14 protein-coding genes and 1 tRNA gene are annotated in these 15,371 nt (G+C 69.3%); 9 read left to right on the top strand and 6 right to left on the bottom strand.

What is annotated here, in order from left to right:
- Positions 1-30: 30 nt before the first annotated feature.
- The 3 genes from EOD73_RS01345 to EOD73_RS01355 are packed head-to-tail and all read left to right on the top strand — an operon-like array spanning position 31 to position 1,765.
- Entirely contained in the window at positions 31-567 is a 537-nt protein-coding gene (locus EOD73_RS01345) for an ArsI/CadI family heavy metal resistance metalloenzyme (protein WP_127680146.1), read from the top strand.
- Between the two features lie 14 nt (positions 568-581).
- The gene (locus EOD73_RS01350) at positions 582-1,097 is read left to right on the top strand and encodes an arsenate reductase ArsC (protein WP_127680148.1); all 516 of its coding nucleotides are present in this window, start codon (positions 582-584) and stop codon (positions 1,095-1,097) included.
- Positions 1,097-1,765, top strand: coding sequence for an aquaporin (locus EOD73_RS01355; RefSeq protein ID WP_127680150.1), 669 nt, complete (start codon positions 1,097-1,099; stop codon positions 1,763-1,765). Before EOD73_RS01350 ends, EOD73_RS01355 begins: the two co-directional genes overlap by 1 nt.
- Positions 1,766-1,836: 71 nt before the next feature.
- On the opposite strand, the gene EOD73_RS01360 is transcribed toward EOD73_RS01355, so the two are convergent.
- The 3 genes from EOD73_RS01360 to EOD73_RS01370 all read right to left on the bottom strand — a co-directional run bounded on the left by EOD73_RS01360 (position 1,837) and on the right by EOD73_RS01370 (position 4,370).
- Positions 1,837-1,912 (bottom strand) — tRNA-Ala (locus tag EOD73_RS01360).
- A complete protein-coding gene (locus EOD73_RS01365) occupies positions 1,903-2,565 on the bottom strand; it encodes a Crp/Fnr family transcriptional regulator (protein ID WP_127680152.1) in 663 nt (220 codons plus the stop codon). The genes EOD73_RS01360 and EOD73_RS01365 overlap by 10 nt, the downstream gene beginning before the upstream one ends.
- Entirely contained in the window at positions 2,562-4,370 is a 1,809-nt protein-coding gene (locus EOD73_RS01370; RefSeq protein ID WP_127680154.1) for a patatin-like phospholipase family protein, read from the bottom strand. The genes EOD73_RS01365 and EOD73_RS01370 overlap by 4 nt, the downstream gene beginning before the upstream one ends.
- Positions 4,371-4,525: 155 nt before the next feature.
- Here EOD73_RS01370 and EOD73_RS01375 point away from each other — a divergent pair, with 155 nt between their 5' ends.
- Together EOD73_RS01375 and EOD73_RS01380 are read left to right on the top strand one after the other, a co-directional pair.
- Positions 4,526-4,945 carry a rubrerythrin family protein gene (locus EOD73_RS01375; RefSeq protein ID WP_375137421.1) on the top strand — a complete coding sequence of 140 codons (420 nt, stop codon included), beginning with the start codon at positions 4,526-4,528 and terminating at the stop codon, positions 4,943-4,945.
- A 152-nt stretch (positions 4,946-5,097) separates the two neighbouring features.
- Positions 5,098-7,278 carry a S9 family peptidase gene (locus EOD73_RS01380; RefSeq protein WP_127680158.1) on the top strand — a complete coding sequence of 727 codons (2,181 nt, stop codon included), beginning with the start codon at positions 5,098-5,100 and terminating at the stop codon, positions 7,276-7,278.
- A gap of 9 nt (positions 7,279-7,287) precedes the next feature.
- On the opposite strand, the gene EOD73_RS01385 is transcribed toward EOD73_RS01380, so the two are convergent.
- Genes EOD73_RS01385 through EOD73_RS01395 form a run of 3 tightly spaced genes read right to left on the bottom strand, consistent with a single transcriptional unit; the run spans position 7,288 to position 11,523 of the window.
- Positions 7,288-9,882: a [protein-PII] uridylyltransferase gene (locus EOD73_RS01385; protein ID WP_127680160.1), complete on the bottom strand. Its 2,595-nt coding sequence runs from the start codon at positions 9,880-9,882 to the stop codon at positions 7,288-7,290.
- A complete protein-coding gene (gene map, locus EOD73_RS01390) occupies positions 9,870-10,685 on the bottom strand; it encodes a type I methionyl aminopeptidase (protein WP_127680162.1) in 816 nt (271 codons plus the stop codon). Before map ends, EOD73_RS01385 begins: the two co-directional genes overlap by 13 nt.
- A 7-nt stretch (positions 10,686-10,692) precedes the next feature.
- Positions 10,693-11,523, bottom strand: a complete 831-nt coding sequence (locus tag EOD73_RS01395; protein WP_127680164.1) for an undecaprenyl-diphosphate phosphatase — start codon at positions 11,521-11,523, stop codon at positions 10,693-10,695.
- An 80-nt stretch (positions 11,524-11,603) separates the two neighbouring features.
- On the opposite strand from EOD73_RS01395, the gene EOD73_RS01400 reads away from it, so the two are divergent.
- The 4 genes from EOD73_RS01400 (at position 11,604) to EOD73_RS01415 (ending at position 15,343) form a co-directional block, all read left to right on the top strand.
- The gene (locus tag EOD73_RS01400; RefSeq protein WP_127680166.1) at positions 11,604-12,257 is read left to right on the top strand and encodes a protein-L-isoaspartate O-methyltransferase family protein; all 654 of its coding nucleotides are present in this window, start codon (positions 11,604-11,606) and stop codon (positions 12,255-12,257) included.
- A gap of 100 nt (positions 12,258-12,357) precedes the next feature.
- Entirely contained in the window at positions 12,358-13,710 is a 1,353-nt protein-coding gene (locus EOD73_RS01405) for a TolC family outer membrane protein (RefSeq protein ID WP_127680168.1), read from the top strand.
- Complete coding sequence (gene yaaA / locus EOD73_RS01410; protein WP_127680170.1) at positions 13,710-14,498, top strand: peroxide stress protein YaaA; 789 nt, start codon at positions 13,710-13,712, stop codon at positions 14,496-14,498. Before EOD73_RS01405 ends, yaaA begins: the two co-directional genes overlap by 1 nt.
- Positions 14,498-15,343 (top strand): 2OG-Fe(II) oxygenase, encoded by an 846-nt coding sequence (locus EOD73_RS01415; protein ID WP_127680172.1) that lies wholly within the window; start codon positions 14,498-14,500, stop codon positions 15,341-15,343. The genes yaaA and EOD73_RS01415 overlap by 1 nt, the downstream gene beginning before the upstream one ends.
- The last annotated feature ends 28 nt before the right edge of the window (positions 15,344-15,371 follow it).

Genomic DNA, 15,371 nt, shown 5'->3' on the forward strand with positions numbered 1-15,371 from the left:
GCCTTGTTGTTCCCCCGTCAGGAGTTACCCATGAAGCGCTTCCACGTTCACGTTCACGTCGCCGACCTCGCCCAGTCGGTGGCCTTCTATTCGCGCTTGTTCGGGGCCGCGCCGGTGCGCCACGAGGCGGACTACGCCAAGTGGATGCTCGACGACCCGCGCATCAACTTCGCCATTTCCGCCCGCGGGGGGGCCTTGGGCGTGGACCACCTGGGCTTCCAAACCGACGACCCGGCGGAACTGGGGGCCATGCGGGCGCAGGCCCAGGCGGCCGACATGGCCCTGCTGGACGAGGGCGAGACGACCTGCTGCTACGCCCGCAGCGACAAGTACTGGCTGACCGACCCCCAGGGCGTGGCCTGGGAGCAGTTCCACACGTTGGACAACATCCCGGTGTTCCGCCAGGCCACACCGGCTGAGGGGGCGTCGGCGTGCTGCGCTCCGTCATCGGCCCCGTCATCGGCCAACGAGGCAGCCCAGCCCGCCGAGCCGGCCAGCGCCGCGGCCTGCTGCGCCCCGCGCGGCAAGCCGGTGGGGGTGGCGGTCAAGTCGTCGTCTTGCTGCTGACACGGGGGCCGACCTTGACCTTTCACGTGTTGATCCTGTGCACGCACAACTCGGCGCGCAGCGTGCTGAGCGAGGGCATGCTCAACCACCTGGCGCGCCAACGGGGCGTGGACGTGAAGGCGCACAGCGCGGGCAGCAGCCCCTCGGGGCGCTTGAACCCGTTCGCGCTGGAGGCCTTGCGCAGTGCTGGCATCGACCCCAGCGCCTACCGCAGCAAGAGCTGGGACGAGTTCACCGGCCCCGAGGCGCCGCTCTTGTCCCTGGTGATCACGGTGTGCGACAGCGCGGCGGCCGAGGCCTGCCCGGTGTTCATGGGCCGCGCGGGTGAAGCGCCGCTGCGCGTGCACTGGGGCTACCCCGACCCGTCCAACGCCGAAGGCGGCGACGAGGGCAAGCGCCGCGCGTTCGAGCTCACCCGCCAGGCCATCGGCTACCGGATGCTGCAGCTGCTGGCGCTGCCCTTGGATGGCCCGGACCGCTTGGGCCGGGCCGAACTGGCCGAGGCCCTGACCGCGATCGGGCGCAGCTGATGGGCGGCGCACGGGCTTGGGGGGCCGAAGCCCTGGGCACGGCCTTGCTGCTGTGCACCGTCATCGGGTCGGGGGTGATGGCCGAACGCTTGGCCGGCGGCCATGCGGCGGTGGCGCTGCTGGCCAATGCCTGGGCCACGGTGGGCGGCCTGTACGTGCTGATCGAGGTCTTCGCACCCCTCAGCGGCGCGCACTTCAACCCCATCGTCAGCGCGGTTCAGGTCTGGCGGGGCGCCTTGCCCGCCCGCGAGTGGCTGCCCTACGCCTTGGCGCAGTGCGTGGGGGCGGTGCTCGGGGCCGTGTTGGCGCACGCGATGTTCGAGCTGCCGCTGCTGCAAGTGTCCAGCCACGTGCGCAGCGGCCCCGGGGCCTGGTGGGGCGAGGCCGTGGCCACCTTCGGGCTGCTGCTGGTGGTGCTGCGGGCGCCGGCCGGCCGGGGGGCGGCGATGGTGGCGGCCTACATCGGGGCCGCGTACTGGTTCACCTCGTCGACCTCCTTCGCCAACCCGGCGGCCTGCCTGGGCCGGATGCTCACCGACTCCTTCGCGGGCATCGCCCCGGCCAGCGTGCCCGGCTTCGTGCTGGCGGAGCTGCTGGGCGCCGTGGTGGCCGTGGCCGTGGTGGCCTTTTTGCGGCCCGAGGCACCGCCGACCCCAGCGGGCGATTGAGACCGAACTGGGGCGGGCAAAGAAAAAGGGCTTGGTGGTGAACCAAGCCCTTGTTTCGTAACGATCTTGAGTGGTGGAGAGGAGGAGGATCGAACTCCCGACCTTCGCATTGCGAACGCGACGCTCTCCCAGCTGAGCTACCCCCCCACCGAAAGAGGCGCGCACTCTACCACGGGCTTGGCCGGCTCGGTCGGTGCCGGGCTGGGGAAGTCGGCGTCGTGCAACAACCGGGCGACGATCAGCCGCATCACGTGGAAGCCCAGCTTGGGGCTTTGGAAGTAGAGCTGCTGCAGGGCGTCGGCCGACAGCGCGTAGAGCACACAGTCGGTTTCACAGCGCAGGCTCAGGGTGCGGCGGTTGTCGGGGGCGAAGAGGCCGATCTCGCCCACCAGCACCCCGGGCTCCAGGGTTTCATCGTGCTCGACGAGGCTCAAGCGGCCGCTGTGCAGGTAGAGCATCTCCTGCGCGGGGTCGCCCTTGTGCCACAGCCATTCGCCGGCCTTGACGGTGCGGCGGCTCATGTGCGGCAGCAGCCACTCGGACACCGGCGTGTTGTCTTTGGCCTGCTCGATGGCCTTGATGAGGCGCTTGAGCTGCACGGTCTTCTTGATGTTGATGGGGATCAGCGCGGCGTACAGCAGCAGCGTGGGCAGGGCCTGGGTGAGGGCGCCGTAGGCCACCAGGCACACACAAGCGGCCAGGGCCGCCAGGCGCAGGGGCAGCATGGCCTTCATCATGTAGCTGGCCAGCATGAGGCCAGCCCCCAGGAAGCCGATGGCGTAAGCGATGGAGAGGGTCATGCGGTGGCGGCGGGTGGAGAGGAAGGGAGATGGGGGCGCAGGCGTTCCTGCACCTCGGGGCGGGCCAGCACCTCGCGCGCGTGCGCCAGACCCTGCTCGCGCGCGGCGTCCAGGCGGTGCCAGTGCAGCAGGCCGATGCCGTCGACCGGCGGCTGAAACAGCACGTCGCTGTTCGCGTGGGCCGCACTTTGTCGGTTCAGGCTGCTGATGATGGTGTTGTTGAGCAGGTAGGCCAACAGCGAGGGCAGCTTGTAGCGGCGCTGGGCACGGGGGCGCAGCCGGTCGCGCAGCAGGGCCCAGGGCCCGGGGACCTCGTCGAAGCTCAGCGTTCGTGCCTTGCGCGCGAACAGGTCCACGCCAAGGACCAGGCCGATGCCACGTTGCTGGCGCATGACGTCGGTGGGGAAGTTGTTGAAGCCGCCGCCATCGCAGTACAGCTCGCCGTCGAGCACGACCGGGGGCAAGGCGCCCGGGATCGCGGTGCTGGCACGCACCGCCCGTTGCAGGTCGCCACGGTGGAGCACGGCCTCGCGGGCGCTGGAGTAGTTGGTGGCCACGCAGAACGCCGGGCGCCAGAGGTCTTCGAGTTGGGCATCGTGCCCGCACAGCTCGTGCACGGCCGCGCGCAATGCCCGGCGCAGGCGTTGCCCTTTGATCAGGGACACAAGCGGCAGCAGGCTGAAGTCCCCCGTGGGGTTGCGACGGAAGGCACGGCGCGCCACCGCCACCAGGCGCTCGGGCGACGTTTGGGTGGCGGCCAAGGTGGCCATGAGTGCGCCCATGCTGGCGCCGCCCCAGGCATCGACCGGCACGCCGGCCTCGTTCAGGGCTTGCATCACCCCCAGGTGGGCAAAGCCCCGGGCGCCCCCGCCCGCCAGCACCACGCCCACGCCCTGGCGGGCCAACAGGCGGGCGACGCGGTCCAGGTCCTCGGGCCGCCCGGCGCGCAGGTGCCAGTGCACGTCGGCCTCCAACGCGTCGAGCCAAGCCGCCGTGCCCTGCGGGTGAGGGCTGCCTTCGGGGTGCACCAGCAACAAGACCCGTGGGGCTTCGCCGACCCGGGTGGGTGGCGTCGCGGGCGGGGCTTGGCGGGCATCGGCCAGCAGCAGGGTTTCGTCGCCGTGCTGCAAGCAGGCCCGCGCCCAGCCCGGCGGGCCGCCTTCGCCCACGAGCAGCACGAAGTCGTTGTCCGCTTCCCATTGCGCGATCTGCCAGGCCGGGTCGTCGTCGCCCTCTGGGGCCAGGGCCAGCTTCACCCGGCCCCAGCGGCGCAAGGCCTGGGCCAAGGCCTCGGCAAAGGGCGCCACGGGCAGGCTGGCATGCAGGCCGAGCAGCGCCAAGGTGCGGGGCGCCGCCCAGGGGGGCGCCAGCTGCTCGCTGCGCAGCCGCGACACCACCAAGCGCGTCATGGCGATCGAAACTTCCGGGCTGAGCGCCACCAAGGCGTCAAAGCGGTCGCGGTCCAGGCGGGCGAGCAGGGACTCCCGCACGGCCACCACGTCGGCGGTGCGGGGCTCGGACGTCAACAAGCCGATCTCGCCCACCAAGGCGCCGCGGCCCATTTCGCGAATGCGACGCGCAGGCCCGTGGGGGCAGGGCAGGTCGGCCCGCAGGCGCCCGCTGACCACGAGGTACATGGCGTCGCCGGGCTCGCCGGCGCGCATCAAGGGGGCCCCGGCGGGCAAGGCCACCCAATGCAGGTGCTCGAGCAGCAGCTGTCGGGCGGGGGCGGGCAACTCGCCGAAGCGCTCGGCAATCAGGGTGCTCAGTCGCGCATCGCCATCGACAGGCTGGGGCTGCTGCATGCGCCGACCTTAGCGGATGCCCGTCCAAAGCCCAAGCGGGCAAGCCCGCGGGCGCCGGGAGCGGCAAGCACTGGCATCGGGCCGGCGATTGGGATAGCGTGGCCGAGCGGGTTGGCGGAAACGACCCGCCTGAGCGTTGACGCAGGAGAGCGATCATGGGCTTGAAGGGATCGAGGACGGAGCAGAACCTCAAGGACGCGTTCTCCGCTGAGGCGCAGGCCAACCGGCGCTACCTCTACTTCGCCAAGCAAGCCGACATCGAAGGCCAGAGCGAGGTGGCGTCGCTGTTCCGGGCCACCGCCGAAGGCGAAACCGGCCATGCCCATGGCCATTTGGAGTTCTTGGAGGCCGTGGGCGACCCGACCACCGGCCTGCCCATCGGCAACACCCGGCAGAACCTGGCCGCCGCGCTGGCGGGCGAGACCCACGAGTACTCCGACATGTACGCCAGCATGGCCAAAACGGCGCGCGACGAGGGCTTTGACGAGATCGCCGACTGGTTCGAGACCCTGGCCAAGGCCGAGCGCTCGCACGCCACGCGTTTCGCCAAGGCCTTGGCGCAGTGGTCGGATTGAAGGGCCCCGAGCGGGACGCGATGTCCAAGCCAGCGTGCCTGGCGTGAAAACCCTGGCCCTCGGGGGGCGCACCCGGCGCTGACAGGGGTCGGGCGACGACCACAATCCGGCTCGGCGCCGGAGGGCCGGCGCGGGACGACGGAGCGCGGGCGATGGCGGCAATGAAGTGGGCGTGGGGCGGGGCCTTGGTCTGGGCCTTGGTGGGCGTGGCGGGCGCGAGCGACGTGCCGCCCGTGGCGGCCAAGCACCCGCGGGACGTGACGGTGCATGGCGACCGCCGCATCGACGACTACTTTTGGCTGCGCGAGCGCAACAACCCCGCCGTGATGGCCCATTTGCAGGCCGAGGCCGCGTACACCGCGCGCTGGTTCGCGCCGCTGCAGCCCTTGACCCAGCAGCTGCGCGAGGAGATGGCGGCCCGCGTGCCGCCGGCCGAGCTCAGCGAGCCGGTGCGACAAGGCGCCTGGTGGTACAGCACCCGCATCGCGCCCGGTCAGCAGTACCCGGTGCACGTTCGGCAGGCAGCGGTCGGCCCGCAGCGGACGCTGGACCCTGCCGCCCCGGCCCAGGTGCTGCTGGACCTCAACCAATTGGCCGAAGGCCGCAAGTACCTGAAGGTGGCCGAACCGCGCGTCAGCCCCGACGCTCAGTTCATGGCCTTCGGCATCGACGAAACCGGTGCCCGCGACGTGGCCTTGAGCGTGCGCGACCTGGCCCGTGGGGTGAACCTGGCCTGGTCGGCGCCCAAGACCGACGGGCAGGTGGCCTGGGCGGCCGACAGCCGCACCTTGTTCTTCGTGACCACCGACGCGGCCAAGCGCAGCCACCGCCTGTGGCGCCAGCGGGTGGACGTGGCGGGCAGCCGGGCGGTCCTGGTGTTCGAGGAGCGCGATCCCCTGTTCAACCTGCAGCTCGGGCAAACCAACGACGGGCGCTACCTGGTGCTGAACAGCGTGGCCAAGGACCGCAACGAGTTGCGCCTGCTCTCCAGCGACCGGCCGCACGGCCCTTGGCAGCGGCTCTTGCCCCGTCAGCCGGGGCTGGAGCTGCAGGTGGAGCACCAAGACGGCCGGCTGTACCTGCTGAGCACCGACCGTGGCCCGCAGTTCCGGCTGTTGCGCCTGCCCGCCCAGCCCTTGCCGCGCCAGCGGGCGGACTTGGCGCGCGCCGAGGAACTGGTGGCGCACCGCGACGACACCTTGTTGGAAGGCATGACCCTGTTCCGCAGCCACCTGGCGCTGCAGGTGCGCGCGGGCGGCTCGGTGGGCCAGCGCCTGATCCCCCTGGCCGGCGGCCCCGCCCGCGACGTGGACTTTGGCCACGGCGGCAACTTCACCGCCACGGCCGGCACGGCCGCGTTCCCCGAGCACCCTTGGCTCAACCGCGAGGCCGAGGCCCAGCACCTGCGCGTGCTGCTGCAGTCGCAGGTGCAGCCGGCGGCCACCGTGGACGTGGACCTGGCCACGGGCCAGGTCACGGTGCGTCGGGCGCTGGAGGTGCCAGGCTATGACGCCTCACGCTACGCCACCGAGCGCCTGTGGGCCACGGCGGGCGATGGCACCCGGGTGCCGGTCTCGCTGGTGTACGCCAAGGCGCTGCGGCGCAGCGCGCCCCAGCCCCTGCTGCTCAAGGGCTACGGGGCCTATGGGGCGCCGTCCGACCCGCGCTTTTCCCGGGTGGAACTGAGTTTGCTGGACCGGGGCGTGGTGATCGCCATCGCGCACGTGCGCGGTGGGGGCGATTTGGGCCGGCCCTGGTACCAGGCGGGCAAGCTGGATCGCAAGATGAACAGCTTCACCGACTTCGTGGCGGTGGCCGAGCACTTGGTGGCCACCGGCTGGACGCGGCCCGAGCAACTGGCGGCCACCGGGGGCAGTGCGGGGGGGCTGCTGATGGGCGCCGTGGTGAACCTGCGTCGCGACCTGTTCCGTGCGGTGGTGGCCGAGGTGCCGTTCGTCGACGTGATCAACACCATGTTGGACGAAAGCCTGCCGCTCACGACCGAGGAGTTCATCGAGTGGGGCAATCCCAAAAAGCCGCGGGAGTACCGCTGGATGCGCGCCTACAGCCCCTACGACAACCTGCGGCGCGGGGACTACCCGGCCATCATGACGACCACCGGCCTGAACGACAGCCAGGTGCCTTACTGGGAGCCGGCCAAGTACGTGGCCAAGCTGCGAACGCTCAAGACGGACACGCGCCCCTTGCTGTTCGACATCAACCTGGACGTGGGCCACGGCGGGGCTTCGGGCCGCTTTGACGCGCTGGAGGCCGAGGCCAAGATTGCTGCCTTCTTGCTGACCGAGCTGGGCGTGGTGTCGCGCCCTCAGTGAGCCGGGCCCTCAGGTGGGCAGGGCGATCGCGTCCAGCAGTTCGGCCTCGAGTTGCAGTTGCACCCGCGCCTGGGCCAAGCTGGCGCCCTTGACGAGGAAGCTGTCTTCCACGCGCTCGCCCAAGGTCAGGATCTTGGCGAGCTGCAGGTCGATGCGGTGCCGCGCGAGCACGCGGGCAATGGCGTAGAGCAGGCCAGCGCGGTCGCTGGCGCTGACGGTCAACACCCAGGCCTGGGCCCGTTCGTCGGGGCGCAGACTGACGCGCGGGGTGGTGGGGAAGGACTTCACGCGGCGGCTGAGGCGCGCGCGGCGCGGCTCGGGCAGGGGCGTGGTCTGCGTCAGGGCCGATGCCAGGCGTTGCTCCACCATGGGCACAAGGTCGCGGTGGTGGGTGTCGGGGTCGTTGCCCAGCACCTGGAAGGTGTCGAGCGCGAAGCCGTCGCGCGTGGTGTGGATCTTGGCGTCCAGGATGTTGAAGCCGGCGCCGTCGAAGTAGCCGCAGATGCGGGCGAACAGGTCGGGGCCGTCGGGCGCGTACACCAGCACCTGCAGGCCTTCGCCCACGGGGCTGGGCCGCGCGAACACGACCGGCGTGGCCGTGCCCAGGTGCCGCCACAGGCTGCGCGCGTGCCAGGCCAGTTCGGCCGCGTCGTGGCGGGCGAAGTAGCTGACGTTCAGCGTGGCCCACAGCGGGGCTTCGGTGTCGGGCAGGGCGCTGCGCAGGGCCAGCAACTGGCGGGCCTCGGCCTTGCGGTGCTCGATCTCGGCGTCTTGGCTCATGGGGCTGCCGCCGAGGTGACGCAAGGTCAGGCGGTACAGGTCTTCCAAGAGCTTGCCCTTCCAGGCGTTCCACACCTTCGGGCTGGTGCCGCGGATGTCGGCCACGGTCAGCAGGTACAGCGCCGTCAATCGGCGCGGCGTGCCCACGGTCTTGGCGAAGGCGGCGATGACGTCGGGGTCGGACAGGTCTTCCTTCTGCGCCACGCGGCTGAAGGCCAGGTGCTGGTCCACCAGCCACGCGACGAGCTCGGCGTCTTCCTTGGGCAGCTTGTGGGCGCGCGCAAAGCGGCGCACTTCGTCGGCCCCCAGGGTGGAGTGGTCGCCACCGCGACCTTTCGCGATGTCGTGGAACAGCGCGGCGATGTACAGCAGGTGCGGCTTGTCCCACTGTGCGGCCAATTGCGAGCAGAAGGCGTATTCGTGGGCGTGCTCCGGGATGAAGAAGCGGCGCACGTTGCGCAGCACCATCAGGATGTGCTGGTCCACGGTGTAGACGTGGAACAGGTCGTGCTGCATCTGGCCCACGATGGCCCGGAACACCCACAGGTAGCGCCCCAGCACCGAGGTTTGGTTCATCAGGCGCAGGGCGTGCGTCTGCCCCTGGGGCAGCTGCAAGAGCTGCACAAAGGCCGCGCGGTTGCGCGGGTCGGCGCGCCAGCGCGCGTCCATCACCTGCCGCGCGTTGTAGAGCGCCCGCAGCGTCCGGCTGCTGAGCCCCTTCAGCCCCCAGGTGCTGGCGTACAGCACGAAGGTTTGCAAGATCGCCTCGGGGTGGCGCTGGTACAGGTCGTCGCTGGCGACCTCGATGAGACCGGCCCGGTCCAGGAAGAAGTCGTCGATGCGGCGCGGCACGACGTTGGCGCGGCCCTCGATGCGCTCTTCCAGGTTCAGCAGCAGGATTTGGTTGAGCTGCGTGACCGCCTTGGCCGCCCAGTAGTAGCGGCGCATCATCAACTCGCTGGCCCGCACGCCACTGGTGGATTGCAGGCCCAGGCGCTGCGCCACGGCGGTTTGCAGGTCGAACACGAGGCGGTCTTCCCGCCGACCGGCCGCCAAGTGCAGCAGGCAGCGGATGAGACACAGGGTGTCTTCGTTGCGCCGCAGCTGCTGGCTCTCGAACGGGGTGATCAGGCCTTTGGCCGCCAGTTCGTCCCAGGTGGCGCCCAGGCCCGCGCCGCGGGCCACCCAAATCAGCACCTGCAGGTCGCGCAGGCCGCCCGGGCTTTCCTTGCAGTTGGGCTCCAAGCTGTAGGGCGTGTCTTCGAACTTGCCGTGGCGCTGGCGCATTTCGGCCGTCTTGGCGCGCAAGAAGCTGCGCGCGTCCACGGTCCGGGTCACGGCCGCCTGCAGGGCCTCGAAGCGCTCGCTCGGGCCGGCCAAGAGCCGGGCTTCGAGCAGGGCGGTCATCACGGTCACGTCGCCCTGGGCTTCGCTCAGGCATTCGTCCAGGGTGCGCACCGACGAGCCGATCTCCAGCCCGATGTCCCAGCAGGTGGTGATGAAGCGCTCCAGGGCGTCCTTCAGCGGCCCGGGGCGGTGCGCCTCGGCCTCGTTGGGCAGGAGCACCAGCACGTCCACGTCGGAGTGCGGGAAGAGTTCGCCGCGTCCGTACCCGCCCACGGCGACCAGGGCCGAGCCCGCCGGCAAGCCGGCTTCGCGCCACAGCGCGCGCAGCTGGGCGTCGACGTGCTTGGCCAGGTGCCGCAGCAGTGCCCGGGCCGCCGAGGGCGTAGGGCGCTGGCGTTCGGCAAAGGCCGCGAGCAAGCGCTGCTTGCCGTCCTTGAACGCGGCCCGCCAGGCCGCGACCGGGGTCAGGTTTTCCATCCGCCCGTGATGAAGGCCGGCGGCGGCGGGCTGCCGGCGCTGACGGTCAGGATTTCGTAGCCGGTCTCGGTCACGGCGATGGTGTGTTCCCACTGGGCCGACAGCGAGCGGTCCTTGGTCACGATGGTCCAGCCGTCCGGCAGTTCTTTGATCTCACGCCGGCCGGCGTTGATCATGGGCTCGATGGTGAACACCATGCCGGGCACCAACTCTTCAAGAGTGCCCGGGCGGCCGTAGTGCAGCACCTGCGGTTCTTCGTGGAACTTGCGACCCACACCGTGCCCACAGAACTCGCGAACGACGCTGAAACCGGCCGGTTCGGCATAGCTTTGGATGGCATGGCCGATGTCGCCCAGGCGCGCGCCGGGTTTGACCTTGGCGATGCCCTTCCACATGGCTTCGTAGGTGAACTGGCACAGGCGCTTGGCGGCGATGGAGCCCTCGCCCACGACGAACATGCGACTGTTGTCGCCGTGCCATCCATCTTTGATGACGGTCACGTCGATGTTGATGATGTCGCCGTTTTTCAAAGGCCGGTCGTTCGGGATGCCGTGGCACACGGTGTGGTTGACCGAGGTGCACAAGGCGGCCGGGAAGGGCGGGTAGCCCGGCGGTTGGTAGCCGATGGTGGCCGAAATCGTCTTTTGCTCGTCTTGGATGTACCGGGTGGCGATCCGGTCCAACTCCAAGGTGGTGACCCCCGGCTTGATCAGCGGCGTCAGCATGTCCAGCACCTCGCTGGCCAGTCGGCCGGCCACGCGCATGCCTTCGATGTCTTCGGGGGTTTTGATCACGATGCTCATGCTGGAATTATCCTTTCCAGACGATCCAGCCCTGGTGCGCCGTCACCAAGACCACGATGCCGAAGGCGATTCGGTAATAGGCAAAAGGCACGAAGCTGTGGCTGGCCACGTAGCGCAGCAACCAGCGCACGCACACCCAAGCGCTCAGGAAGCTGAACACCAGGCCGACCCCGAACATCGGCAGGTCGGCCACCGACAGCAGGGCGCGCTCCTTGTAAAGGCTGTACAGGCCGGCGCCGATCAGGGTGGGAATGGCCAGGAAGAAGGAGTAGTCGGTCGCGGCCTGGCGGGACAGGCCCAGGAACATGCCGCCGATGATGGTGGCGCCCGAACGGCTGGTGCCGGGGATCATGGCGAGGCACTGCACCAGGCCGACTTTCAGGGCGTCGAGCGGCGTCATGTCGTCCACGGACTGCACACGCACCGCGCGGCCGCTGGCTTGTCGGCGTTCGGCCCACAAGATGACGAAGCCGCCCACGATGAAGGCGCTGGCGACCACGGTGGGGGTGAACAAGTGCGCCTTGATGGCCTTGCCCAGGAGCAGTCCCAGCACCACCGCCGGCAAGAAGCCGATGGCCACGTTCGTGACGAAGCGTTGGGCCTGCGGCTGCGAGGGGAACCCCGCGGCCACGGCCTTGAGCCGTTGGGCGTAGACCAGGATGACCGCGACGATGGCGCCGGTCTGGATGGCGATGTCGAACACCTTGCCCTTGGCATCGTCCATGCCCAACAAGGAGCCCGCCAGGATCAGGTGGCCGGTGGAACTGATCGGCAAGAACTCGGTCAGGCCTTCGACCACCCCCATGACCGCCGCTTTGATCAACAACAAGATATCCACGCGCTCTCCGGGCTCGCAAAGGGCGGGATTGTGAGCGATGGCCTCCTAGAATCACGCCATTGCCATAGAGGACAGCCCCCATGAACGTCGAGCAGGCCCGCTTCAACATGATCGAACAGCAGATCCGTCCCTGGGACGTGTTGGATCCCGAGGTGCTGCAGCTCTTGTCCCTGGTCCGCCGGGAGGATTTCGTGCCGGCCTCGCTGCGCCACTTGGCGTTCTCGGACACCGAACTGCCGCTGAAGCCGGGGCGCAGCCTGCTCCAACCCAAGGTGGAAGCCCGATTGCTGCAGGAACTGCAGCTGCAGCCCACCGACCGCGTGCTCGAGCTGGGCACGGGCAGTGGCTACTTGACGGCCCTGATGGCCCACCAGGCCGAGCAGGTGATCAGCCTGGAGCCCGACGCCGAGTTGGCCGAGGCCGCGCAGGGCCGTTTGCGGCGCTTGGGCCTGAACCGGGCGCAAGTGCAGGTGGCGCCGTTGACGGCCGGTGCTGCCGCGCAAGGTCCGTTCGACGCCATCGTGCTGACCGGCTCGGTCGCCGAGGTTCCGGCGGCGCTGCTGGCCCAACTGAAGCCCGGTGGCCGGCTGCTGGCCATCGTCGGTCAAGAGCCGGTCATGCAAGCCGTGCTGTTGCGGGCCGTGGGGGCGGGCCAGCCGGCGCGCACCGAGTTGTTCGACACGGTGGTGGCGCGCCTGCCGGGCGCCACCGAGCCCTCCGCCTTTGCGTTTTGATCGCCGCTGCGTGCAGCCCGTCGCATGACGGGTGTCACGCCCCGCTGCCTGGCCCTATAAACGCGGCTCTTTGCACGCAGCCTTGATTGAAGGACACCTCATGCCCCGTTTGGCCCTGCCCCTGCTGGCGATCCTCGGCGCTTTTGCCGCCACCGCCCAAGCCCAAAGCTTGAACCAGCTGTACCAAGCGGCTCGCGATTACGACGCGACATTCCTGGCCGCGCGCGCCCAGGCGGAAACGGCGCAGCACCGCCTCACGCAGGCCGAGTCCTTGCGCAAGCCCACGCTGGGCTTGGGCGTCGGCAGCACCTACGGCCAGGCCCGGCCCCTGAGCGCCACGGTGCCCGTCGGCAATGGCAACCGGGTGGACTACAACACCAACACCAACACCACGACCACGACGGCGGGCTTGCAGGCGAGCTACAGCCTCTACAACCGGGCCAACGGGGTCTCCATCTCGCAGGCCGAACGGGCCGTGGTGGTGTCCCGGGCCGACTTGGACGTGGCCGAGCAGGACCTGATCGTGCGGGTCACGCAGGCCTACTTTGACGTGTTGGCCGCGCGGGAGGCGCTGTCGACCGCCCAGGCCAGCAAGAAGTTCATCGCCGAGCAGTTGGCGTCCGCCAAGCGCAATTTCGAAGTGGGCACCGCCACCATCACCGACACGCGCGAAGCCCAGGCCCGTTTTGACCGGGCCAGCGCGCAAGAACTTGCCGCCGAGAACGACCTGCGCGTCAAGCGCGTGACCCTCGACCAGTTGGTGGGTCGCACCGACGTGGACCCCAAGCCGCTGGCCCAACCCGTTGCCTTGCCGGCTGTCGAGCCGGTGAACCTGGATCCGTGGCTGAGCCAGGCGGACGAGGCCCATCCGCAAGTCCGCCGTGCCCGCCTGGGCCTGGAAGTGGCCCAGCTGGAAGTGGACAAGGCCAAGGCGGCCACCGGTCCGACGGTGGATTTGAATGGCAGCCTGGGGGCGCAAGACCTGCGGGGTTCGAGCACCAACACCGGGCTGCGTGGCAGCGTGGCCAATGCTTCGGTGGGCATTCAGTTGAAGATGCCGCTGTACACCGGGGGCGCCACCGACGCCCGCGTTCGAGAGACCCTGGCCCTGGCCGAGAAGTCGCGCAATGACGTGGAGTTCGCACGCCGGTCGGTGGCCGAAGCCACGCGACGCAGCTTCTTCGGTTTGCAGTCGCTGAAGGCGCAGGTCAAGGCCTTGGAGGCCGCCGAATCCAGCAGCAAGCTCGCCCTGGAGGCCACGCAGCTGGGCTACAAGGTGGGGGTGCGCGTCAACCTCGACGTGTTGAATGCCCAAGCGCAATTGATCGCGGTGCAGAACGACCTGGCCAAGGCGCGCTACGACGTCATCGTCACCAGCCTTCGCCTGCGTCAGGCCTCGGGGCAGCTGCGTCCCGAGGACGTGGCCAACCTGGACGCGCTGCTGGCCAAGTAATGCTCCTGCTGCTGTCGCCAGCCAAGACGCTCGACTACGAATCGCCCATCCCGCCGGCCTGGTCGTCCCAAAGCTTGGGGCGACCGGCCCTGGTCGAGCAGTCCCAGCCGCTCATCGAGCGGCTTCGCGCTTTGTCGGTCTCGCAAGTGGCCGAGCTGATGGAGTTGTCACCGGCCTTGGCCCAGCTGAATGTCGATCGCTACCAGGCTTGGCGGCCCCGGCACACGGAAGCCAACAGCCGTGCGGCGCTGCTGGCCTTCAACGGCGATGTGTACGAGGGCCTGGACGCCGCCAGCTTCACAACGGACGACATCGCCCAGGCGCAAGCGCGACTGCTGATCTTGTCCGGGCTCTACGGCCTGTTGCGCCCCCTGGACCGCCTGCAACCCTACCGGCTTGAAATGGGGCGGCCTTTGGCCACCGACCGCGGGCCCAACCTCTATGCCTACTGGGGCGATCAACTGGCCCACGCGATTCAGAAGCGCGCGGCTCAGCAAACCGTGCCCGTGGTGGTGAACCTGGCCTCGCAGGAGTACTTCAAAGCCGCACGCCGTCCTGCCTTGAAAGCACCGGTGGTCGACTGCGTGTTCGAAGACGACCAAGGCAAGGGGCCCAAAGTGATCAGCTTCTTCGCCAAGCGGGCCCGCGGGTTGATGGCCCGCTGGGTGCTGCGCGAACGCATCGATCACCCCGATGCCTTGCGCGCCTTCTCGGGCGAGGGCTACGCTTGGCAGCGCGAGGCGTCTTCGCCGTCGCGTTTCGTTTTCCGTCGCACGCATCCTCACTGATGGCCACTCAGTACGTCACCCCCGATTTGCGCCGCTGGATCGGCGAACAACTCAAGGCCGGCGTCGGCTCGGCCGAATTGGTGCAGTCCATGATCGGCGCCGGTTGGCAGCAGAAGGTGGCCTTGCAGGCGGTGGCTCAGGCCAAGCTGGACGGTTGGTTCAAGAAGGACGAGGCGGCCCTGGCCAGCGTGGGCGTGCCCGACGCGTCGATCGCCGACGGCCGAACCTGGGTGCAGGCCCACGACCGGCAAGTGCCCGTGTTGATGGCGATGGAGCATCCGCGCGTCATCGTGTTCGGCAACGTGCTGGACCCCGAGGAATGCCAAGCGATCATCGATGCGGCCCAGCCTCGCATGGCCAGGTCGGAGACCGTGGCGGAAGCCTCGGAAGGCAGCGAAGTCAATGCGGCGCGTACCAGCCGCGGCATGTTTTTCGAGCGGGGTGAGGTGGAGGTGGTCGCCCGCTTGGAGCGGCGGATCGCCGCCTTGGTCAACTGGCCCGTGGAAAACGGGGAAGGCTTGCAAGTGCTGAACTACCAGCCAGGCGCCGAGTACCAGCCCCATTACGACTACTTCGACACCAAACACGCCAGCACGGCGGCCATCCTGAAGCGGGGCGGGCAGCGCGTGGGGACCTTCTTGGTCTACTTGAACACCCCGACGCGTGGGGGCGCCACGACCTTCCCCGATGTGAAGTTGGCGGTGAAGCCAGTGCAGGGGCAGGGCGTCTTCTTCAGCTACGACAAGCCCGATCCCAGCACGCTGAGCCTGCATGGCGGTGCGCCCGTTCTGGAAGGCGAAAAGTGGGTGTGCACCAAGTGGCTGCGACAAGGCCGCTTCGCCTGAATCGCCCGATCAACCCGAAGACAATCGC

The sequence above is a fragment of the Inhella crocodyli genome, from assembly GCF_004004565.1.
Classification (GTDB): Bacteria; Pseudomonadota; Gammaproteobacteria; order Burkholderiales; family Burkholderiaceae_C; genus Inhella; species Inhella crocodyli.